Source organism: Shewanella sp. ECSMB14102 (assembly GCF_000813075.1).
Lineage (GTDB): Bacteria > Pseudomonadota > Gammaproteobacteria > Enterobacterales > Shewanellaceae > Shewanella > Shewanella indica.
In genome coordinates this window covers 15,354-36,147 of sequence record NZ_JWGX01000057.1, presented here as the reverse complement: position 1 = coordinate 36,147, position 20,794 = coordinate 15,354, and the positions used below count along the sequence as shown (strand labels likewise).

At 51.6% G+C, this 20,794-nt stretch carries 19 protein-coding genes; 10 read left to right on the top strand and 9 right to left on the bottom strand.

Annotated features, from left to right (window positions below):
* Positions 1–113 precede the first annotated feature (113 nt).
* Entirely contained in the window at positions 114–1,595 is a 1,482-nt protein-coding gene (gene ilvC, locus RC73_RS17020) for a ketol-acid reductoisomerase (RefSeq protein WP_039035772.1), read from the bottom strand.
* A 148-nt stretch (positions 1,596–1,743) separates the two neighbouring features.
* Between ilvC and ilvY the strand changes: the two genes are divergently transcribed.
* On the top strand, positions 1,744–2,616 hold the full coding sequence (gene ilvY, locus RC73_RS17015) for an HTH-type transcriptional activator IlvY (protein ID WP_039035771.1): 873 nt from the start codon (positions 1,744–1,746) through the stop codon (positions 2,614–2,616).
* 102 nt (positions 2,617–2,718) lie between these two features.
* Here the strand turns inward: ilvY and RC73_RS17010 are convergent, their stop codons facing one another.
* On the bottom strand, positions 2,719–4,050 hold the full coding sequence (locus tag RC73_RS17010; protein ID WP_039035770.1) for a hemolysin family protein: 1,332 nt from the start codon (positions 4,048–4,050) through the stop codon (positions 2,719–2,721).
* Positions 4,051–4,225: 175 nt separating this feature from the next.
* Between RC73_RS17010 and RC73_RS17005 the strand changes: the two genes are divergently transcribed.
* Complete coding sequence (locus tag RC73_RS17005; protein WP_052248261.1) at positions 4,226–5,029, top strand: substrate-binding periplasmic protein; 804 nt, start codon at positions 4,226–4,228, stop codon at positions 5,027–5,029.
* A gap of 8 nt (positions 5,030–5,037) precedes the next feature.
* On the opposite strand, the gene RC73_RS17000 is transcribed toward RC73_RS17005, so the two are convergent.
* From RC73_RS17000 to RC73_RS16985, 4 genes are all read right to left on the bottom strand, one after another.
* Positions 5,038–6,828, bottom strand: a complete 1,791-nt coding sequence (locus tag RC73_RS17000) for a sensor domain-containing diguanylate cyclase (RefSeq protein ID WP_052248260.1) — start codon at positions 6,826–6,828, stop codon at positions 5,038–5,040.
* Positions 6,825–7,913: an ABC transporter substrate-binding protein gene (locus tag RC73_RS16995; RefSeq protein ID WP_083399807.1), complete on the bottom strand. Its 1,089-nt coding sequence runs from the start codon at positions 7,911–7,913 to the stop codon at positions 6,825–6,827. Before RC73_RS16995 ends, RC73_RS17000 begins: the two co-directional genes overlap by 4 nt.
* Before the next feature lie 67 nt (positions 7,914–7,980).
* On the bottom strand, positions 7,981–8,229 hold the full coding sequence (locus RC73_RS16990; RefSeq protein WP_039035769.1) for a hypothetical protein: 249 nt from the start codon (positions 8,227–8,229) through the stop codon (positions 7,981–7,983).
* Positions 8,230–8,431: 202 nt separating this feature from the next.
* A complete protein-coding gene (locus RC73_RS16985; RefSeq protein WP_039035768.1) occupies positions 8,432–9,250 on the bottom strand; it encodes an EAL domain-containing protein in 819 nt (272 codons plus the stop codon).
* A gap of 310 nt (positions 9,251–9,560) precedes the next feature.
* Between RC73_RS16985 and RC73_RS19955 the strand changes: the two genes are divergently transcribed.
* From RC73_RS19955 to RC73_RS16965, 4 genes are all read left to right on the top strand, one after another.
* A complete protein-coding gene (locus RC73_RS19955; protein ID WP_052248258.1) occupies positions 9,561–10,382 on the top strand; it encodes a winged helix-turn-helix domain-containing protein in 822 nt (273 codons plus the stop codon).
* Positions 10,370–10,870 (top strand): hypothetical protein, encoded by a 501-nt coding sequence (locus RC73_RS16975; RefSeq protein WP_039035767.1) that lies wholly within the window; start codon positions 10,370–10,372, stop codon positions 10,868–10,870. The genes RC73_RS19955 and RC73_RS16975 overlap by 13 nt, the downstream gene beginning before the upstream one ends.
* Before the next feature lie 146 nt (positions 10,871–11,016).
* Positions 11,017–12,537 carry a YifB family Mg chelatase-like AAA ATPase gene (locus RC73_RS16970; RefSeq protein WP_039035766.1) on the top strand — a complete coding sequence of 507 codons (1,521 nt, stop codon included), beginning with the start codon at positions 11,017–11,019 and terminating at the stop codon, positions 12,535–12,537.
* 168 nt (positions 12,538–12,705) lie between these two features.
* Positions 12,706–13,074: a hypothetical protein gene (locus RC73_RS16965; RefSeq protein WP_051541835.1), complete on the top strand. Its 369-nt coding sequence runs from the start codon at positions 12,706–12,708 to the stop codon at positions 13,072–13,074.
* 4 nt (positions 13,075–13,078) lie between these two features.
* Here the strand turns inward: RC73_RS16965 and RC73_RS16960 are convergent, their stop codons facing one another.
* Positions 13,079–13,690 (bottom strand): response regulator transcription factor, encoded by a 612-nt coding sequence (locus RC73_RS16960; protein WP_319619150.1) that lies wholly within the window; start codon positions 13,688–13,690, stop codon positions 13,079–13,081.
* A complete protein-coding gene (locus RC73_RS16955) occupies positions 13,665–15,419 on the bottom strand; it encodes a sensor histidine kinase (RefSeq protein ID WP_082014361.1) in 1,755 nt (584 codons plus the stop codon). The genes RC73_RS16960 and RC73_RS16955 overlap by 26 nt, the downstream gene beginning before the upstream one ends.
* Before the next feature lie 179 nt (positions 15,420–15,598).
* Here RC73_RS16955 and RC73_RS16950 point away from each other — a divergent pair, with 179 nt between their 5' ends.
* The 3 genes from RC73_RS16950 to RC73_RS16940 are packed head-to-tail and all read left to right on the top strand — an operon-like array spanning position 15,599 to position 18,547.
* Positions 15,599–17,119: an FAD-dependent oxidoreductase gene (locus RC73_RS16950; protein ID WP_039035765.1), complete on the top strand. Its 1,521-nt coding sequence runs from the start codon at positions 15,599–15,601 to the stop codon at positions 17,117–17,119.
* Between the two features lie 10 nt (positions 17,120–17,129).
* On the top strand, positions 17,130–17,501 hold the full coding sequence (locus RC73_RS16945) for a cytochrome c3 family protein (protein WP_039035764.1): 372 nt from the start codon (positions 17,130–17,132) through the stop codon (positions 17,499–17,501).
* 14 nt (positions 17,502–17,515) lie between these two features.
* On the top strand, positions 17,516–18,547 hold the full coding sequence (locus tag RC73_RS16940; protein WP_039035763.1) for a porin: 1,032 nt from the start codon (positions 17,516–17,518) through the stop codon (positions 18,545–18,547).
* Between the two features lie 68 nt (positions 18,548–18,615).
* Here the strand turns inward: RC73_RS16940 and caiA are convergent, their stop codons facing one another.
* Positions 18,616–19,752 carry a crotonobetainyl-CoA dehydrogenase gene (caiA, locus tag RC73_RS16935; RefSeq protein ID WP_039035762.1) on the bottom strand — a complete coding sequence of 379 codons (1,137 nt, stop codon included), beginning with the start codon at positions 19,750–19,752 and terminating at the stop codon, positions 18,616–18,618.
* A 348-nt stretch (positions 19,753–20,100) separates the two neighbouring features.
* Between caiA and RC73_RS16930 the strand changes: the two genes are divergently transcribed.
* Positions 20,101–20,748 carry an MBL fold metallo-hydrolase gene (locus RC73_RS16930; protein WP_039035761.1) on the top strand — a complete coding sequence of 216 codons (648 nt, stop codon included), beginning with the start codon at positions 20,101–20,103 and terminating at the stop codon, positions 20,746–20,748.
* Positions 20,749–20,794 lie beyond the last annotated feature (46 nt).

Genomic DNA, 20,794 nt, shown 5'->3' with positions numbered 1-20,794 from the left:
CAAAAAAATTCACAACCTGAAAATCTTCCAACTTGGCCTGGCTATGGCACCCTCGCCAATGGCTCGCCTAAACAGCTTGATTGCCGCCGGCGGCAATCAAGCTGACGTTTACGTCAACCTTGCAGGTTTATCCTTTTCATTTCAGTCATGTAACCGCGAAGTTCGGCACCGACATACTCGACGGCCGTATGACGAATCGCTTCGTTGACCTCGATCAGACGCAGATTATCGACCCCATTGCCCGAATCCTTGAGACCGGCGCCCAGGACCTCGGGAGAGAGGGCGTTGACATAGTCACGCAACAGCGGCACGGCGGCATGGTTAAACAGGTAACAGCCATATTCGGCGGTATCCGAGATCACTACGTTCATCTCATAGAGGCGTTTACGGGCTATGGTGTTGGCAATCAGCGGCGTCTCATGCAGCGACTCGTAATAGGCCGACTCTTCGATGATCCCGGCATCCACCATGGTATCGAACGCCAGTTCCACCCCGGCCTTGATCATGGCCACCAGCAAGATCCCCTTGTCGAAATAGGTCTGCTCATCTATCTGCTCGGCGCAGGTCGGCGCCTTTTCAAAACCTGTGTTATTGGTCTCTTCACGCCAGCGCAGCAAATTGGCGTCGTCATTGGCCCAATCGGCCATCATGGTGGCGGAAAACTCGCCGCTGATGATGTCGTCCATATGTTTTTCAAACAGCGGGGTCAGCAACACCTTAAGCTCTTCGGCAATTTCAAACGCCTTGATCTTGGCCGGGTTGGACAGGCGATCCATCATATTGGTGATACCGCCATGCTTGAGCGCCTCTGTGATGGTTTCCCAGCCCTGCTGGATAAGCTTGGCGGCATAACCCGGCTCAACGCCATCGGCCACCATCTTGTCGTAACCCAAAATCGCCCCTGTCTGCAGCATGCCGCAGAGAATGGTCTGCTCGCCCATCAGATCAGACTTCACCTCGGCGATAAACGAGGAGTGCAGCACGCCGGCACGATCGCCGCCGGTAGCACTGGCATAGGCCTTGGCGATCTCCAGACCGTCGCCATTGGGATCGTTCTCAGGATGCACGGCGATCAGTGTCGGTACCCCAAAGCCACGCTTGTATTCCTCACGCACTTCGGTGCCTGGGCACTTGGGCGCCACCATGATGACAGTGATGTCCGGCCGCACCTGCATCCCCTCTTCCACTATGTTGAAACCGTGGGAATAGGACAGGGTCGCACCTTGTTTCATCAAGGGCATTACCGCATTGACCACAGGAGTGTGCTGCTTGTCCGGTGTCAGGTTCAGTACCAGATCGGCTGTGGGGATCAGCTCTTCGAAGGTGCCCACCTTGAAACCGTTTTCGGTGGCCCGCTGCCAGGAAGCACGTTTCTCGGCTATGGCTTCACTGCGCAGGGCATAGGCGATGTTCAGCCCTGAGTCACGCATGTTCAACCCCTGATTGAGCCCCTGGGCACCACAGCCAAGGATGACAATATTCCAGTCCTTGATATAGTCACAGCCGTTTTCAAACTCGCTGCGCTCCATAAAACGGCACTGGCTCAGCTGTGCCAATTGCTGCCGCAGATTCAGGGTATTGAAGTAATTTGCCATCTTAGCCACCTGTTTAACCAAATTCCTGGGACCAAGCCGAAACGGCTCAGTGATGCAAATCACTATAGCCCATGGTTTAAATTGCTTGAAATGATATATTCGGCATGTCATGTTGCACAAAACGCAACAACAAAAGAGGCAAAACGGCATGGATATTCGGGCGATAAAACTCTATCTGGATCTCTGCGACACCCTGCATTTTTCCCGCACCGCCACCCGGATGCATGTCAGCCCTTCAACCTTAAGTCGCACCCTGCAAAGGCTGGAAGATGAAGTGGGCAGCAAGCTGCTGGAGCGGGACAACCGCAGCGTCACCCTGACCCACGCAGGCGAAGCCTTTCGCCGCTTCGCCAGCCAGACATTGACTCAGTGGCAGGAACTGCGCCGCGAGCTGGATCCGCAGCAAAAGCTGCTGAGGGGCACGCTGCAACTCTATTGTTCGGTCACGGCCGCCTACAGCCACCTGCCGGCTCTATTGGATAAGTTTCGCCACCAGCAGCCTCTGGTCGACATCAAACTCACCACGGGTGATGCTGCCGATGCGGTGCAGGAAATTCAGCAGCAGAGGGCAGATATCGCCATCGCTGCCCTGCCGCAGGACTTTCCGCCGAGTCTGCACTTTGCCCCCATAGGTGAAGTGCCGCTGTCGATTATCGCGCCCACCATCAACTGTCAGTTGCAGTCGCTGCTGGCGCAAAATCCTATTCCCTGGGAACAACTGCCCTTTATCGTGCCCGACCACGGCCCCGGGCGTTTACGGGCCGAGCGCTGGTTCAAGGCGATGGGGATCAAAGCCAATATCTATGCCCAGGTATCGGGCCACGAGGCGATAGTGCCCATGGTGGCTCTGGGCTGCGGTGTCAGCATCACTCCGGATGTAGTGGTAGCCAACAGTCCACTGGGCGAGAGGATAAAAACCCTGGCCTCACCGGCCGAGATAGCCCCTTTTGAGCTGGGGTGCTGCTGCAAGGCCAAGCGGCGCCAGGATCCCTTGGTAAGTGCGTTTCTGGAAGTGATTTAGCTAAGCTTGGAAAGTCGGGCGGGCTTTACCACTTGTAACTGAGCCCTATGCAAAATGCTTAACTCAGTCGATGGTCTTTATGCCACGCCCTTTAAGCTTGCCTTAAATATCGAGTGACTCTTCATCCTTGGGCAGTTGATCTTCCTGAGGCAAGAGGCGGGTGACCAGCAACTGGTCAACCTTGTAAGCATCTATGTCCACCACCTCAAACTTATAACCTGCGTAGTTAACCGAGTCGGTACGCTTGGGGATCTTGCGTAACGTATACATCATAAAACCGGCTATGGTTTCATAGTTTTGGTTTTGCGGAAACTCCTCAATACCAAAGGCACGCATCACGTCGGTTATCGGCGTCACCCCGTCCACCAGCCAGGAATTGGCGTCACGGGGCACTATCTGTTCTTCACTTTCATGCAGCGACCAGGCGCCCATTACCGCACTTTGCAGATCGTCAGTGGTCACAATCCCCACCACCAAAGCGTATTCATTCATCACCACCGCAAAGTCGGCCCTGTGATGACGGAAATATTCCATGGCCTCCGACAGACTCAGGGTATCGGGAATAATCAGGCAGTTGCGCACTAACGAGGTATCTTTCAAATCTATCTTGCGGCCGTTGATCACCCGCAGCAGCAGTTCCTTGGCGTCCACCACACCTTTGATATTGTCCAGCTGACCATCACACACCAAAAACTTGTTGTGCGGATCCTCGGCGATTTTTTTCTTGATAGCGTCTTCATCATCCTGCAACAGGAAATACACCAGGCTCTCACGGGCGGTCATCGCCGAGGTGACGCTGACAGATTGCATCTCAAATACATTCTCGATCATCTGCTGCTCGCCCTTATCCAGCACACCGGCCTCGGCACCGGCATCCATAATGGCGTAGATATCATCAGGGGTGATTTCATCATTGCGGGCAGTAGGTATCTGCAGCAGTTTGAAGATACCGTTGGCCATGCCATTGAATACCCATACAAAGGGGCGCAGCAAGGCAATACAGATAAGCATGGGGTTTACCAAGTTAACGGCCACTTTCTCCGGTAAGGCCATGGCAACCCGTTTGGGCATCAGGTCGGCGATCAGAATAAACAGACTGGTCACCAATACGAAAGACAACACAAAGCTTACCTGTCCTACCCAGGGCGGCGGAACCACATGGGCCAAAGCTGCCGCAAAATAAGGGGTAAAAGCAGACTCACCGACAATACCACCCATGATGGCAACGGCATTGAGACCAATCTGCACTACGGTGAAAAAACTGCCCGGAGTGGTTTGCAGCGCCAACACTTTTTCGGCGCGCAAATCTCCCTCATCGGCCATCTGTCGCAAACGGATTTTACGGGAAGCGGCCAGGGCAATTTCAGACATGGAAAAAAAGCAGCTGGTTCCGATCAGGCAAAAGATAATCACCAAATTATCGAATAAACTCATACAACACCTTAGGTTAGTTACAAAGCGCTTCTATGCCGTGCCCTTATATCCAGGCCTGAATGTGGAGTGACTGGGAGGTCTAAAGGCGAACTGGTTACCGGTACGGGTACTAAACTGGCGAATTGAGTGGCTTTGCTATACTCCAAGAAACCCATTGCAGGCTTCTTCTACCGGAATGAAGTTCACATTATATCCGTTTGCCGCATTTTTGACAGTGATGCTTATCTCACCGGTCTCCAACGCAAAAGATGAGCTTAACGGCATACCATTAAAAATATGTGTCGAAGAGTCCGAATTTCCACCCTTCAATTACTTTTCCAGAATAGATGGCCGTAAGTCCCATAACAGTGACGGCTATGATATTCAGCTGCTTTATCGACTGTTTACGCCACCGCGTTGGCAGTTACACATCATCGCCCTTCCCTGGCCAAGGTGCATGTTGGAAGTGGAATTGGGCAAGATAGATGCCGCCATGAGCGCCTCAGCCAACCCAGAGCGACGGCGTAAATTCCTGCTATCGCGCTCCTATTACCACCTCACCCCTGGGGTGGTGTTTCTCAAACAGCGCTTCCCAAAGGGTCTAAGATTCAACTCGCTGACGGAGCTAACGCGGATAGGCACAGTTTGTGGCATTCGCGGCTTCAATTACCACCACTTCGGTTGGAACAACTCTCTGCCACTGTCTTTGAGCAAAGATCTGCCGTTGATCCCCGAGTTACTGCAACGGGGTAGATGTGACTTCTTTCTGGCACGGCTGGAGGTTTTCAGCGGCACCTTAAAGCTGATGAAGCGCAATCCCCAGGACTTTGGGTTAGCAACGCAAGCGGTTCCCCACACCCGGCCAGAACCCTTCTATATGCTGGTATCCAGACAAAGCCCACACAAGATGGCACTGCTTGAAGAGTTCAATAGCGGCGTCACCCTACTGGAAAAAAGCGGCGAGTTGCAACTGTTACTGCAAGCCTTCACAGACCACTGAATTCCAGGCTATTGCGCAATACACCAAGTATTACGTCCTTGATGTTTAGCCTGATAGAGCGCCTTGTCTGCCAGCCGAATAACCTCACTCAAATCCCGTGTATTCGGGGTCAGGAGTGCCAATCCAAGACTGATAGTGACTATACCTGCGGGTGCTGAGCCATGAGTAATTTGCAATTCCCGAACCTGAGTCAACAAGGTTTCGGCAACACCCTCAGCTTGCCTGCGGTCGACTCCCGGCAACACCAAGGCAAATTCTTCGCCGCCGACTCTGGCCAGCAAGGCGCGTTCAGGAAGAGCTTTACGCATGGCCTGCGCCAAACGCTGCAATACCCGGTCACCGGCCGGATGGCCAAAACAATCGTTAAAAGCTTTAAAGTGATCGACATCCAGCATTATCAAGGCGCCCCCCTCTTCCGAAGCCAGCAAGCACGCCAGAGATTCGGTAAAGGGACGTCGGTTGGCCAATCCAGTTAGCTCATCTGTTTCCGAAAGCTGTTTAAGTTTGTGATTCAGCCCCAACAGCTCACGTTGCAGCCCCAACATCTGTAAATCCCTGCGCTCCCTGACCAGGAGCTCGTTGAGCGCAGCGGCAAACTGAGTCAACATGGCACGGCGGGATTGAGGCCAAAGTTTTGGAGATTGACTATTGCTTAGCGACAAAATCCCCAGCAAGTCTTGCCCATCTGTGATGGCAAACAGCGCCAGGGAACGTAACTGCAACTGTTTGAGTAACCTATATTCGGCGCTATCGTCAGATTGTAGATTTTCCACATCCTCCACGATAATCATATGTCTGGTGTTGAGTTGCTCAGCAAAGCGATTCAACTCACTGATATCTATGTAACTTGAAGAATGAGGCTTCCCCCGACGACTCCAGACGCTACGATAACAGAGTTGTTGTTCTTTGATCTCCAGCAAGGTAACCCGCTCGACGGCAAACAACTCAGCAATCTGACGACCTACATCGGCCAAAGCCTGATCGACGTCCCCTGGCTGTACCTTCAGAAACTGCAATGATAGATCCGCCAATAACTCATTGGCTCTGGCCTGCCAAGCCAGTTCTTTATGGCTAAATTCCACCTGCTCGGACAATTGCCTTTGCCCTCGAGTCAAATGCCTCTGCTGCCAGCGTTTGCGAGCAAAGTCGGTTCTAATACGTCGGTACATCTGCTCTATGGCGCGGGCCACGCTGCCAATTTCATCTTGATTTGCCGCCCCTACCTCATTAGGTAAGGGCACTTTTCGCGGTTGTCCCAAATCGATACGATTGACGTATGCGGCCAGCGCCGCCAATCTTCCGGTAACCAGACTGCGCACCAGAGTCAGAATCACGTAGATCATCAGCAGGGTTTTCAAGCCATTACCCACGACTATCAGGATCATCTGCCGCCACAACTCATAATAGAGCTGGTTGCGGCTGCGTTGAACCTTAAGCTCACCTATCTGTTGCTGACGGTAGATTATTGGAAACAGAAAGGTTTCATTATCCTGGGCCTGATTATTTCCCACTTGCAGGGTAATCCCATCGACACTGGACAAAGACGCGCCGGAGACATAAGGCTGCATGCCTATGCCAATCAGTATGTCCCGCAGCAACTTATGGTCCACATCCCAAATGGCCTGTGCCATACCGGGCAGATTGGCTTCGACATATTCATTTAGCCTACGATTACCGCCCTCAACACCATCCTGATAGTTCCAGAACAACTGGGCCACCATGGTCATCAAGGCAAAGAATGAACTGACACCTATGATAACCAAGGTCATCTTGTGACTGATGACAGAACTTTGCTTCAATGCGTTACTTCCGATGTCTGTTGGTACCAAGCGAGCAGTGCCCGCCAGTTTCGTTGCTCGAGCAGATTGAAAGGTTCTGTGCCCGGAACCAACAGCCTGAACATTGAGGAGACCTCCTCATTCCAAGGCTTAGCCTCACTGTCGTCGCGAATGCGCCTGAGCGCCTCGGCTCCTGCCAGCAAATGACCGCCGCCCAGGACACTGACTCGCCCCTGGCTACGCCAATCAAGCACCTTGGAGGAAGTATTGATACTGGCAATGAATATATCCTCTCCTGGCCTGAGTCCCTTTTCCTCCAGCGACGCAATAGCACCAAAGGCCATGTGATCATTGGCGGTCCAGATCCCTTTCAGCTCCGGGTAACGTTTCAGCAGAATTTCTGTTTGCGTCTTGGCTCTTTGCTCTTGCCAATGACCGTAGACGACTTGTAATGGCTCTACCCCTCTTTCTCTGAAGCCATTTATTGCCCCTTGAGTCCGGGCTATAGATGCTGGCGTTCCCTTATCGCCGGAAATCAGCAGCACTTGTTGCGTCCCTGGCCCCACCTGCTGCAACAAGGCCTGCGCAGTAAGAAAGCCTATCCGTTCATTGTCAGGGATCAAAGGCGGCAACAGATGCTGTCGCCAGTAAGGCTGTTGTTGCAACAAATGACGCACCTCGGGAGCCACATCATTGAGCAACAAAAGAGTCTTAACAGGCAAACCTTCAAAGGCAGCCAACATTTTTACGGCAACATTTTTTTCATTAACCAAAATAATGTATTGAGGTAACTGTTTACGGGTAGCCAATTCTTGTGCCAAAGCTATCATCCGAAAATGATCCCTGTTGGCATGCAATATTTCCAACTCAATATTTAGCTCGGTAGCTGCTGTCAACATAAGGCTGTCTATATCGCCCCAGAAACTTTCCTGAGCAGATCCTGGATTAATAAAGCTCACCCGTATCGGATGAGATTGAGCCAAAGGCTTGGCAGGATAAACCAGAAAAACAGTTAGCCAAGGTAGGATAAACAAAAGAAGTTTACGTCGTGGTATGAAGCTATCCCACCACGACGTATTAAGTAGATTCAACAGCAAGGTATCCATCCCCCAGGCAAACAACACATCTCGTATACCGGGGAATTAAAACACAAATGAGCTACTTTTGTGGAGATTAATTAACCTGTGGCAAACTTTCCAAAGGCTGATAACCCATTTCATTGAGTTGATCATTAACGCAAGTCAGCAGATACTCCTGACGCTCTTCGACTGGAACCGCGTCTTCATCAGCCATCTGCAAACAGGCTTGCAGCAATTGTTGAACGTCGGTTTCACTGGCTTGAGGCAATGCTTTTTCTTCATCGACAGCCAAAACAGCACCACTGAGTAACATACCGGCCAACAGTAAAGTTAAGCTTTTCATCTGGTTTCCTTGTGTGAGTAAAGTGTCGTTTCGCGGAACGGCACAGAGAAGTCTCACACAATCTATCAGTAGATTTTACATTCAGATAACGAGAAATTTTTGCCGTGACAGTGACCTTTTTTATCCAATCGACAACCAGGAAAGATGAAAACAAGCCCCTGAAGGACTTATTCGCACTTTTCCCTAAGTCTTCTATCTCTAGTCATCGCAATAAAGCATGTGTCTTTAGACGTATTGGAAGGAGCTCAGTTGGTACTGAAAAGAAGTATCCCTGTAAACCGTCATAAGGCACAAACTCCATCGCCAAAAACTGGTCCAAGCTCTCGACCTTTTCAACAATCACTTTCAGTAAGGCTTTATCCTTCAACTGATAGACATGCTCAATAAAATCGGCTCTTATCTTCTCAGAGCACTCAAAACCATTAGGCAAGATCAATTTAATATAATCAACACAGCCAGTACCTATCCAACCCTGTCTTAGATCTCCTTCAGGCTCAAAATCATCCAAAGCTATTTTTAGTCCTCTATCATGCAGCTTTGCCACACTAATAAAAGCCGGGTGAGCGCAATCCGAATTCAAACGTTCAGTTATCTCAATAACCAATTCAATATCTTGTTGCTTCAATGTATCATTTAGCCAAACCAGTTCAGCTTCCAATGCCATTATCACCCTGGCTTCAACATTAATAAACAAACGTTTTATTTTACGCCCTGTCAAAGCCAATACATCAAGATTCCTATAATCAATCACAGCTAACTGGTGCAACTGCTCCAATGATAAATCCAATAGTTCTTTACGCTTTAAGTTTTGATAAAAAAATTCAACATTCTTGTGCTGCATTCCTGGCCTAAATAAAACTTCATATGCAACACTCTTTATACATCCATTAACCTCTCTGGCAACTATTTCTTGTAAATGAGCCTGTGTCAAAGGTTTAAAATCCGCTTGAAAGAGAGATTCTTCTTTAGAAAAACCGTCATTACTCACATGGATATTGCTGCTTCTCTGCTGCATTAACATACACCCTCCTTAGACAACAGGAATCAACTCCCACAAACAAGATGACACCCTGTAAGATCAATAACATTAGCCCGGTAATCAGGAGGCTCTCACCAAAGCCATTGTTTATACAGTTATAAAATCTAATAAATAAACCAAAATGGACAAGGACACAGAAACCAATAATTGTCACAACAAAACAACAGGTTGCAACATTAACATTTCGTTGATTAACAAATTATAAACTGAAACGCTGGATTTTTTATCACTTATTATTAGAATGAAAACATGTAGGCGGCTAGGTTGAAGCCAAAAATCAGTAGGATCCAAGATGGACACCACCAAAGGAAGGGAACACATCACTGTTCGCCAAAACAACGGCAATCCAACCATAAGCACAAACACCAGAAGATATAAGTGTTCGACTCCGGAGTTTTATATATTAAAAGAAATGTATAACAACAAAGGGCAAGCTGTAAGCAGAGATAAATTATTATCAGTGGGCTGGTATGGTAGAGTCGTATCTCCGAACTCTATTCCAGTGGCCATCGCCAATCTAAGGCGTGTATTCAGAGAAATACTAGGCAATGAGTTAATCTTCACAGTCAAAGGGGTTGGATATGGCTTAGACATAATGCAAGATCATCTAACAATAGACTTCATATTAGACAATCAAGAAAATTCCATCTTTGAGAAAGAACAAAAAGTCAAAAGCAATAAATTGACAACAACCCCAAAAGAAAACCAACCTTCTTCAATCAAGATAATTTCAATAATAACAATATCAATTGCACTATTCCTCCTACCATTCACTATAAAAATATCAGTTACAGAAAACCTCCCTAAAGTAGACATTTACACTGATGGAAAAACAAAAATAATAACCCTAACAGAAATAAAAAACATGGATGATCAAAAAGAAATAAAATCACTCATTCACAAGCTTAATTATAAGTTACTTGCAACTATTGATTTTCACGATCTCAAGTCGGAAATAAACGATGATAAAGATACAATAATTCTCAGTTATGGAACAGGAGTTTTTTCAATTGACTGCATTAACAAGTCAAACAATAAAGTCAGAACTTATGTCAGCCACAAGGAAGCTTCCATATACAATAAAATCAAGGATGGAACAGCATGTCAAAGCTAGAAAGAATGGTGCCATTTATTATTCCACTCGCATTTTTGCTGGCTTCTATCATAGTCAACTTAATTTATGACTATCACGATGTTCAAGATATTGATGGCATGTACCGAGTGATAAAAAATGTTGAAGGGCCTGATAATCAGATAAGGCGCGTTAGCTTTTCCCTTTATATCGACATGGAGTCAGAAAGCTTCTGGGGTTGGTTACAACTTGGTGATAACAAAGATAAATTTGAGGGTAAGATACTCTTTTCCGGCAAAATCTCCAGGCTGGCATTACATGATAATTCTGTGCAAGTCGAACAAGTTAAAGTCTACCCTGTCTCAACCTATTCCCTGGAAGCCTTGTTTGACAATCCCGCGCTGTCACTATTAAAGCTGTTGCTGGCAACTGATTATAAAGTGGTATGGCACTATACCTTGGTCGACAGCGTATTTTGTTTCTCCAACGAAGCAGATGACAGCCTCAGATGTATGCAGAAAGTCATCTAATCTCAAAATTGTTAGTGATGCAGACCATTCCCGCGTACTGGCAACCTCTTTCGATAAGGACAAAACCGCTATTCCCTCAAGCCACTGTAAATCCAGGCAACTGCTACACTCTACAGAATAGGGAAGCGCACAACAAAGGAACTGTTATGCCCATAGCCAGAGTTGCCACCCGAGCCGCCAAAGGTGTGGAGGCGCCTCAGGTACTGGTCGAAGCTCACCTCTCCAACGGCTTGCCGGCCTTCAATCTGGTGGGGTTGCCGGAAGCTTCGGTCAAGGAAGCCAGAGAAAGAGTCCGCAGCGCCATAATCAATGCAGGTTTTGAGTTCCCCATGCGCAGGATAACCATCAATCTGGCACCGGCCGATCTGCCCAAGCAGGGTGGACGTTACGACCTTCCTATTGCCATTGGCATTCTGGCAGCATCCGGACAACTGCCACTGAAATCTCTGGACGAGCATGAATTTGTCGGTGAGCTTGGGCTGTCCGGTGAGGTCAGGCACTGCACTGGGATCCTGCCGGTGATCATCGCCGCCCGTCAAAGAGGCATCAAACTGGTATTGCCACAGGATAACCGCAGTGAAGCGGATTTGGTGGGCTACCGGCAATGTTGCCTGGCCCAGCACCTGCAACATATCGCCGCCTATCTGCACGGACAGCAAACTCTGCCGGGGATAGTCCCGGGAACCGAATGGCTGGAACAGTCCAAGCCGCACTCGAGTGATTGCCTGTCGGAGGTCATAGGCCAATATCAAGCCAAACAAGCACTGGAAATCGCTGCCGCCGGCGGGCATAACCTGCTGATGCTGGGGCCACCTGGCACAGGCAAAACCATGCTGGCCAGCCGGATAATCTCACTCCTGCCCCCCATGAGTTATGAAGAGGCGCTGGAAGTGGCTGCGATTCATTCAGTGGCCGGCATGGCCACTGAGCCGGGGGAGTTTTATCGCCGCCCGTTTCGCGCTCCGCACCACACCAGCTCGGCCATCTCTTTGGTGGGTGGCGGCGCGATTCCCAAACCCGGCGAGATTTCACTGGCTCACCTGGGAGTGCTGTTTCTCGATGAAATTGCCGAGTTTCCCCGCAAGGTACTCGACTGCCTGCGTGAACCCATGGAAACCGGCCATGTCATCATCTCCCGCGCCGCAGCCAAACTGCGCTTCGATGCCCGCTTTCAACTCATCGCCGCCATGAACCCCAGCCCCTGTGGTGATGCTGGCCCGGGAAGCCGCGCCAGCCCAGAGCAGATCCGCCGTTATCTGGCCCGGCTGTCAGGCCCTTTCATTGACAGATTCGACCTCACCATTGAGGTGCCCAAACTCCCGCCAGGCGCCTTGACCTCAGATACGGCGCAAGGTGAAACCAGTGAGCAGATAGCCGCCAGAGTAGCGGCAGCGCGGGAGCTGCAACTCAGCCGCGCCGGCGTACTCAATAGTCAGTTGGGCGGTAAGGCATTGAAGCAGGCAGGTTTCAAACCCGGCGATCTGGCGTTTCTCGAACAGAGTGTCAATCAGCTGGGATTATCGGTGCGCAGCTTTCATCGGCTGCAACGAGTGGCACGCACCATAGCCGATCTGCAGCTCAGCCCCATGGTCGAGCGGCGCCATCTGGCCCAGGCCCTGGGTTATCGGGCGATGGACCGTTTGCTGGCCAGCCTGCAACAGCTTTAATGACCCATCTAGATTGATGCCAGCATGTTAGGCGAGTCAACAAAGGGGCCTATGGCCATAGGCCAAGCGTCCAGAAAAAGCAAAACAGCTGAAAGCACCTTGGCTTCAGACTAGGTACAGGCCGCCTTTGTTACAGTAAAACGCCATTTCACTGACAAGGAGCCCAAGATGAAACCACTGATGCGTTCCCTTTCCATCAGCTCCATGCTGACATTAACCGCCTTACTCTGGGGTTGCAGCGATGTCATCAGCGAACAATACCCCACCGAGGCCGAAGCACGGGCTGAAGGAGTATTCGAGCGAGGCTGGCTGCCACCGATATTGCCGCCCTCGGCCACGGAGATAAAGGTCAACAATGATCTGGACAACAACAGCTCCAGCGGCAGTTTCCGTCTACCCGCCGCGGCAATGAGCGAGTTCACTTCTCAGTTAAAAGCCGAAGAAGGTCTGGCCAACAGCTGGTATTACCGCGAAGGCGACTCCCTGTGGATCTTCCGCCTGACCCAGGACGGAGTTATCCAGTACCAACTACAGTGAGGCTTCAGCTAGGTAACGGTTGCAGCTTGGCCAACAGAAAGGCCAACTCGGCCACATTGTGGACGGCCATCTTCTCCAGTACTTTCTTTCGATGCAGCTCCACCGTTCTCTGGGTGACATAGAGCTCGGCGGCAATCACCTTGTTGAGCTTGCCCGCCAACACTCTTTGCATCACCTCTTGCTCTCGCGGCGTCAAGGTTGCCAGACGGGAGCGGATCTCCGCCTGTTCACTGCCGGCAGCAAAACGCTGCGCCGTCAGGGCTGCGCCCTTGCTTAGCAGTTCAAGCAGCCGATCACCATCGACTGGCTTCTCAAGAAAATCCATCGCCCCTTGCTGCATCGCCTTTACTGCCATGGCGATATTGCCATGACCTGTCAGTATGATGACCGCCAATGGACTGGACGCTTGCAGCAATTGTTGATGTAGGCTGATCCCATCCATGCCGGGCATCTGCACATCGAGTACCAGTACCCCGGGCTGTTGCCAGGCCGCACCATCCAGGAAGCTTGCCGCACAGTCAAAACCAACTGCATCTATGCCTTGGCCCTTGAGCATCCACTGCAGTGATTCAAGCACATCCTGATCATCATCAACCAGATATACAGGGGTCATCATCGATTCTCCTCGGCAGTACCACCACCATGTCCAAGCCGCGCTCGCTGTTGTGGGCACTGATGCTGCCACCATGTTCTTCCACAATACGTTTGCAAATAATCATCCCGAGCCCCAGGCCGTTGCTCTTATTGGTTTCAAACGGGAAAAACAGCCGTTCAAGCTGAGCCTCACTCAAGCCTGTGCCCGCATCAGACAAGGTAAATCGACATTGCTTGGCGCTGCACTCAAGGCTGAGTCTTAACCAAGGTTCCTCACTCTGCTCCATGGCATCCAAGGCATTGAGCAACAGATTGACCAACACCTGTTGCAACAAGTTGGCATCCCCATCTATGGTCACGGCTTGCAACTCACACACAGGGACAACCCCCAGACGCTTGAGCTCGGGCGCCGTCAGCGCCAGAGTATCGCGAATGAGCTCGTCCAGACGAAAACAGCGATGCTCACAGGGCTGCTGACAAAACTCCCGTAATCGGCGAATCGTATCCTGGGCCCTGTCCACCTGGCTAATAAGCTTGCCGAGGGCGTCTTTGATCTCCTGCTGCTCGTCTCCCAGACGATACAGACACCCCTGGGCCAGATAGCGGATCCCGGCCAGAGGCTGCTTGAGTTCGTGAGAGATACCTGAGGCCATTTCGCCAGTCAGCAGTACCCTTTGCGCCCGATAAAACTGATTCCGCTGCTCAAGCAAAGCCTTTTGGGTTCGGCTGTGCTGTTCCATTTCGCTGCGCAGTGCCCCGGTGCGCTGCACCACCAGACGTTTTATCCGTAAGTGATGCAGATACCCCAACAGCAGGCACAGCAAGATGGCCCCCACCCAGGGAGCCACACCTGAAACCACCCTGTGCCAGTTGGTTTGAAACGGCCATTGCTGCAAAGTGCGCCGCAGCGCAAACACGCTGCTGTCGTTCACCGGCACAGACCAACCCGCATACCCGCCCGCCTTGGCCGCGGTTGAATCTTCAGTCAGCGCCAGCAGTGCTCTGGCCACTTCGGTTGCCAGGGCATTATCTGTGTGACCCGGCTTGGACAGGGCGGTATAGGGATATAACCGGCTCGATACCTGGCACTGAAACCCAGGGTGCTTTTCCGCCAGCAACACCTTAAACGCCTCTTTGGGGTAACGCCCGGAGGCAATGGCCTGCTCCAGCACACAGGCCGGTAATACCGCCAGTTCGGCCTCGCCACTCAGCAGCCTATCCAACAAAGCGGTCTGCGGAAAGCCGACAAACTGCAACGCCTTGAGCTCGGTGGCAGGGTTGATCCCCCGCAGTGCCAGTTCACCGCTGAAGATCAGAAAACCGCCGAAAGCCTTGGGATCGGTAGAGATGATCCTCAGTTGTGACAACTGCTGCCAACTGGTCAGTTGCACCTCGGGGCGGGCCACCAGCGTCGACCCCATCGCCAGTTCCGGATCCCGGCCATCTCTGGGTATAAGCGTCAGTAACTGGCTGACACCATAGTCTTTCTTATAACCCACAGTGGCGTATTGATTGGCGAGAATAAAATCCAGAGCGCCTTGGCTCACCTGTTGATCCAGCTCAGCCGGAGTCAGAGGCAACAGAGTCACCCTCTGGCCGGTATGCTCGCTTATTGCTGTCGCCGTGTCCTGCCAGGCCAAGAGCGTATCGGCCGGCTCACCAAAAGTGAGGATACCGATACGGATATCGGCCCAGGCCTGAGGCAGACACAGGCAAAACAGCAACAACACGCTTGGCAAATAACGGCACATGGCAAATTAGTTAAGCATTAAACACCTCGCCATTATGCGTTATTTCATGCCGCGACAAGCGGCTTTAAGCGCGGGAATTGATCGGCTTCACATCTGAGATTCGCTTTCGGAAAACCGCTATATAGCGGCACCGATGATTTTGATTCCATGGTGCCATGCAAACAAAAAGTGAGGCTGATATGAACGCTAAAGTGACGCAAAGCCGGCGGGCTTTTCTCAAGGGAGGGCTGGCCGTTTCCGCCCTGGGACTGGCACCTGTGGCTCTGGCTGCCGGCAAGAGCAGCAAACCCCAAATCCAATGGGATGAAACTTTCGATGTCGTGGTGGTCGGCAGCGGCCTGGCCGGTACCTGCGCCGCCATTCGCGCCAAAGAGCAAGGTGCCGCCGACACCATCATCATCGAGAAAATGCCGGTGCTCGGCGGAACATCTGCGATTTCCGGACTCAACTTCTCCGTGGTCAACAGTCATCTGCAACAGCGAGACGGTATCCAGGACTCGGCCGAACTGTTTGCCGAAGATATCAGTCGCGCCGGTGGTTTCCAGAACCACAGAAATCTTACGCTGACCATGGCCGAAACCACGACCCGGGTGCTGCCTTGGGCAATAGAGCGCGGTTGCCGCTTCCACGACAAGCTCAAGAGCCTGGGTGGCCATTCAGTGCCCAGAACCCTGTATCCGGTCAATGGCGGCGGCAAGGGGATCCTAAGACCACTGCGAGCCTTTTACACCCAGGAGCTGCAGGGTGAGATCCGCCGCCGGGTCAAGTTCGAGCGACTGATCCAGAACGAAAACGGCGATGTGCTGGGGTTGCAGGTCCGGGAGCAATACCACTTCGATCCCACCCTGGCCAACGATGATCGCGACAACCGCAGTGGTGTTATCAAGCATTATCGAGTGCGTAAAGGTGTGGTCATGGCCGTGGGAGGCTACAGCCGCGATGTGGAATTCCGCTCGGCCGAGTTTCCCAATATCCGCGAATACATTCCCACCACCACCCACAGAGGCGCCACGGCCGGTGCACTCAAGGCTCTGGTGGCCGCCGGCGCGCAAACCGTGCACCTGTCGCTGATGCGTTTTGCCTTCGATATTCCCACCGAAGATCTGCAGTGGGGCGCCTTGGTCGACCCGGCCAGCGGCAAACGTTTTATCAGCGAGCGAAATAACCGCCAAGTAGTGGCTGAAGCCATCTGCAACATAATGGATCGCAACAATGGTCGCTTCCCGCTGAACATCTATGACCAGGACGGCATAGACAACTTCCACGACAAGCAGCGCCTGCAGCTGGCATTGGAAGAAGGCATGATGCAGCGCTACGACACGCTCGAAGCCCTGGCCCAGGGCGAAGGCATAGATCTACCTGGCCTGAAGGCGACACTCAAGCAGTACAACGCCGATGCCCAAATCGGCACCGACAGCCAGTTCGGTAAAGACTTCAAGGCCCTGAAGCAGGTCAGTGTCAAACGCGCCCCCTTCTATGCCATCAAGGCCCGTCCCAAGTTCAATTACACCCAAGGTGGCGTGCTAATCAATGAACAAGCCCAGGTCATCTCGCTAACCACAGGGCGAGCCATCAAGGGGCTGTATGCCTGCGGCGAAGCCACGGGTGGCTTGTTCGGCCGTATTCGTCTTACCGCCTGTTCCTGCCCGGATGCCTTCGCCTTTGGGGTGATTGCCGGTGAACAAGTTGCCAAAGCTTAAGGAGTCGCCCATGAAAACTTCACTGATCTCAGCCCTGTTGATGGGCACCTTGCTGGCGAGCCAAGCCTGGGCCGGCGAACTGACCAAGATATCCGGCTCCCGCGAAGGCCGCAGCAACCACGCCTTCATGTATCAAGAAAAGGACTGTAAGACCTGCCACTTAGGCGCCCCCAAAGGCCCGGCAACAGAAATCGCCTGTCTCGAATGCCATGGCGATTACCAGCAAATTGCCGAGCAAACCCGTGACAGTAAGCCCAACCCACACGATGCCCCCCACTGGGGAGCCGATGTGCCCTGCACCGTGTGCCACAGCGAGCATAAGCCGGCAAAGGTGTTATGTAACGACTGCCACCAGTTCACATTCTCCAATTTCAGCCACTGAATTCAGAGGTCAAGATGAAAAAATTACCACTGGCTATCACAGCCCTCGCTGCCTTTTCCGGAGCCGTCAGCGCCGCCCCGACTCTCTATGGCCGCTTGGATTATTCGGTCACCCACTCAGACTCGGGCAGCGCCACCCATAAAGCCAAGTCAGGCACAGTGCTGGAAAACAACTTCACTCGCCTGGGCGTCCGGGGGCAGAACGATCTTGGCAGCGACTGGCAAGTATTCTACCAGATTGAGCTTGGAGTCAACGCCGCTGCACAGGACGCTGGCGATAAACCCGTATCGGCGAGATCGACCTTTCTCGGACTACGGCATCAAGAATGGGGCTCGCTGGCGGCCGGACGCATGGAGCCTGTGTTCAAGATGACCAAAGGCTTTGTCGATGTGTTCGATAACTACAGCATGAAACACGATCGCTTGATGGCCGGGGATAAACGTTGGGGCGACTCACTGGAATATCGCACGCCAAACTGGCGCGGCTGGCAACTGGGGGTCAGCTACCTGCTGGAAGACAACCACTTTGACACGGACGATGCCCGTCGTGACAACGGCAACTTCCAGTTGGCATTGAGCTGGGGTGATAAGCGTCTCAAGCAAGGCGATCTGTATCTGGCCGCCGCCTACTCAGACGGAGTGGAAGATATCAAGGCCTGGCGCCTGGTGGGGCACTGGAAGCTGCAGCAGCTCAAGCTGGGAACCCTGATCCAACACTCGGAATTGGTCAATCCGGCCAAGCCGCAATGGCAGGCGCGGGAGGGCACAGGATTTTTTGTCAGTGCCTCCTATCAACTGGACAAGTTAATGCTCAAGGCCCAGTACGGCCGAGATGATTCGGGAACCGGACTCATAGCCACGCGAATTTACGAAGCCCTGGGACAAGCAGCCCAGACAGTGCCTGAGGTCAGCCAATGGGGCATAGGCGCCGAGTATCAGCTGTCCAAGTCCACCAGAGTCCACACCGAAATCGGCCAGTTCGATGCCAAGGGTTACAGTGACTTTGACGACACTATCACCAGCATAGGTTTAAGATACGACTTCTAAAACCATTGCAGTCAAAGGCCCGCATTCGCGGGCCTTTTCAATGAAATAACGCTACGAAGCAGCGCCTGTTACACATACTCCCTGAGCACTTCCCGGCCCAGCGTCAGCACCTGCATCTCTTCCGAGCCGCCGGAAACTCTGTCGACCCGCAGATCGCGCCAGAAGCGGCTAATGCGATGCTCGCCAGTGATCCCCTGACCGCCAAACACCTGCATGGCATTGTCGACCACATTAAAGGCCGCCTTGGAGCAGTAGAGCTTACACTTGGCGGCATCGCCCGGGGTCATCTGGCCGTTGTCGGCCTTCCAGGCGGTGTGATAAATCATGTTCTTCATGTTGGTGAGCTGCACCGACATATAGGCAAACTTTTCCTGGATCAGCTGCGTCTTGGCGATCGGCAAGTCAAACTGTACCCGCTTGTTGGCGTAACGGGCGGCATCTTCGAAGGCGCAATAGGCACAACCATAGTTACTGCAGGCAATAAGGAAACGCTCCAGATCAAACTCCTTCTTCACCCTGGCAAACCCGTTGCCTTCGGTGCCGAAGAAGTCCTTTTCCTCCAGCTCTACGTTGTCGAACTCCACCACACAGCAACTGTCCATCTTCAGTCCCAACTTGGGCAAGTGACTGACAGAGATCCCCGGTTTACTCATGTCAACAAAAAACTCGGAGAAAATCGGTTCGAAGCTGGCGGAATCTTTGGCCATCACCACCAGATAAGGGGTCTCGGCGGCACTGGTGATATAACATTTGGTGCCATTGAGGTAGACCTTGCCCTTTTTTCGGGTATAAGTGGTCTGCAGGCTGCGCACATCCGAGCCGGCATCCGGTTCGGTGACCGCCGAGTTCCACACCTGTTTGCCGGTACCTATATAGGCCATGATCTTATCGATCTGCTCCTGGGTACCTTCCTGCAAAATAGTAGGGTATCCCGCCATCTGATAAAGCACATAAGTTGGCGCACCGAGGCGACCCAGTTCTTCCCAGATCAAGGCCAATGTCACCAGACCGGCATCGCTGCCGCCGTATTCTTCCGGAAGCAGCAAACTATCCAACCCCAGCTTGGCCAGCTCTCTGACAAAACGCTCAGGATATTCATTGTTGTCGTCGCAGGCGGAGAAATAGCATTCCCAGTCCTCCTGTGACATCAGGTCTCTTACTCCTGCAATAAATGCTTCTTGTTCGTTTGTCAGTCGATAGTTCATCGATACCTCAGCAAGTTTTCATCAGTAAGCAGGATGCCTGCCTAAACTCTGCGACAGGCACCTACGGCAGTATAACTCCAGGCATATTCGAGTCAATCCAGATAGAAATGCTGGAACATGGTCAATACTATAGAAATTAGCCCGCCATCCCTTTGAGCTATTTCACAATAATCCAAGTGAAATAGATTATTGAACAATAGGGTATAAATTTAAATCCTGAAACAATCCATTTAATTAATTAAAAAATAAAATCACAGAAAGTAACTTATGATTTATTGAGCAATATCAACCAATAGAATCCACCCGCCAGTAAAATCAATTTATAATTATATAATCGTGGAGATATAAATGACTAAAAATGTAAACTTCAAAATTATTCCCGTAACTCATTATAAACAAAATACCTGTATTGTTTGGCAAGATGGCTGCAACAAGGCTGCTATAATAGATCCAGGTGGTGAAGTAGAGAAGATAACAAGTTTTATTAAAGACAATGAACTGGAGCTGGATAAGATACTCCTGACCCATGGTCATATAGATCATATCGGCGCAGCCAGATTATTGGCCGAGAGTTCATCGGCCGAAGTACTTGGTCCTCATAAGGACGATACTTTTCTGTTTGATATGTTGCCGGAGGAATGTCGTCTGTATCAATTTCCCCACTGTGATGTTTTTTATCCAGACCGCTTTCTTGAGCAGGATGACACTATTTGGGTCGGCGAGTTACAACTTCAGGTGATTCATTGTCCGGGCCATACACCAGGCCACCTGGTATTCTTTGCCCCGGCAGCCAAGCTGGCCTGGGTTGGCGATGTGCTGTTCAAACACTCCATAGGCCGCTGCGATTTCCCCGGCGGTAATCATGCGGCGCTGCTGGATTCCATCAAGCACAAACTCTGGCCGCTGGGTGAAGATGTGAGTTTTATTCCCGGCCATGGCCCCATGTCAACTTTTGCTGAAGAGCGGCACCACAATCCTTATGTCGCCGTCCGTTGAAGCCGTTGCCGCCTCCTTGGAGGCGGCGATTTTCGATATTTTTGAT

Excerpts from the sequence above, each read along its gene's own strand:
- RC73_RS16990 (WP_039035769.1), bottom strand. The coding sequence starts at position 8,229 with ATGAAAAGCTTAACTTTACTGTTGGCCGGTATGTTACTCAGTGGTGCT.
- ilvC (WP_039035772.1), bottom strand. The coding sequence starts at position 1,595 with ATGGCAAATTACTTCAATACCCTGAATCTGCGGCAGCAATTGGCACAG.
- ilvY (WP_039035771.1), top strand. The coding sequence starts at position 1,744 with ATGGATATTCGGGCGATAAAACTCTATCTGGATCTCTGCGACACCCTG.
- RC73_RS17010 (WP_039035770.1), bottom strand. The coding sequence starts at position 4,050 with ATGAGTTTATTCGATAATTTGGTGATTATCTTTTGCCTGATCGGAACC.
- caiA (WP_039035762.1), bottom strand. The coding sequence starts at position 19,752 with ATGAACTATCGACTGACAAACGAACAAGAAGCATTTATTGCAGGAGTA.
- RC73_RS16975 (WP_039035767.1), top strand. The coding sequence starts at position 10,370 with ATGTCAAAGCTAGAAAGAATGGTGCCATTTATTATTCCACTCGCATTT.
- RC73_RS16955 (WP_082014361.1), bottom strand. The coding sequence starts at position 15,419 with ATGTGCCGTTATTTGCCAAGCGTGTTGTTGCTGTTTTGCCTGTGTCTG.
- RC73_RS16930 (WP_039035761.1), top strand. The coding sequence starts at position 20,101 with ATGACTAAAAATGTAAACTTCAAAATTATTCCCGTAACTCATTATAAA.
- RC73_RS16965 (WP_051541835.1), top strand. The coding sequence starts at position 12,706 with ATGAAACCACTGATGCGTTCCCTTTCCATCAGCTCCATGCTGACATTA.
- RC73_RS16940 (WP_039035763.1), top strand. The coding sequence starts at position 17,516 with ATGAAAAAATTACCACTGGCTATCACAGCCCTCGCTGCCTTTTCCGGA.
- RC73_RS19955 (WP_052248258.1), top strand. The coding sequence starts at position 9,561 with ATGGACACCACCAAAGGAAGGGAACACATCACTGTTCGCCAAAACAAC.
- RC73_RS16960 (WP_319619150.1), bottom strand. The coding sequence starts at position 13,690 with ATGATGACCCCTGTATATCTGGTTGATGATGATCAGGATGTGCTTGAA.
- RC73_RS16970 (WP_039035766.1), top strand. The coding sequence starts at position 11,017 with ATGCCCATAGCCAGAGTTGCCACCCGAGCCGCCAAAGGTGTGGAGGCG.
- RC73_RS17005 (WP_052248261.1), top strand. The coding sequence starts at position 4,226 with ATGAAGTTCACATTATATCCGTTTGCCGCATTTTTGACAGTGATGCTT.
- RC73_RS16995 (WP_083399807.1), bottom strand. The coding sequence starts at position 7,913 with ATGGATACCTTGCTGTTGAATCTACTTAATACGTCGTGGTGGGATAGC.
- RC73_RS16950 (WP_039035765.1), top strand. The coding sequence starts at position 15,599 with ATGAACGCTAAAGTGACGCAAAGCCGGCGGGCTTTTCTCAAGGGAGGG.
- RC73_RS16985 (WP_039035768.1), bottom strand. The coding sequence starts at position 9,250 with ATGTTAATGCAGCAGAGAAGCAGCAATATCCATGTGAGTAATGACGGT.
- RC73_RS16945 (WP_039035764.1), top strand. The coding sequence starts at position 17,130 with ATGAAAACTTCACTGATCTCAGCCCTGTTGATGGGCACCTTGCTGGCG.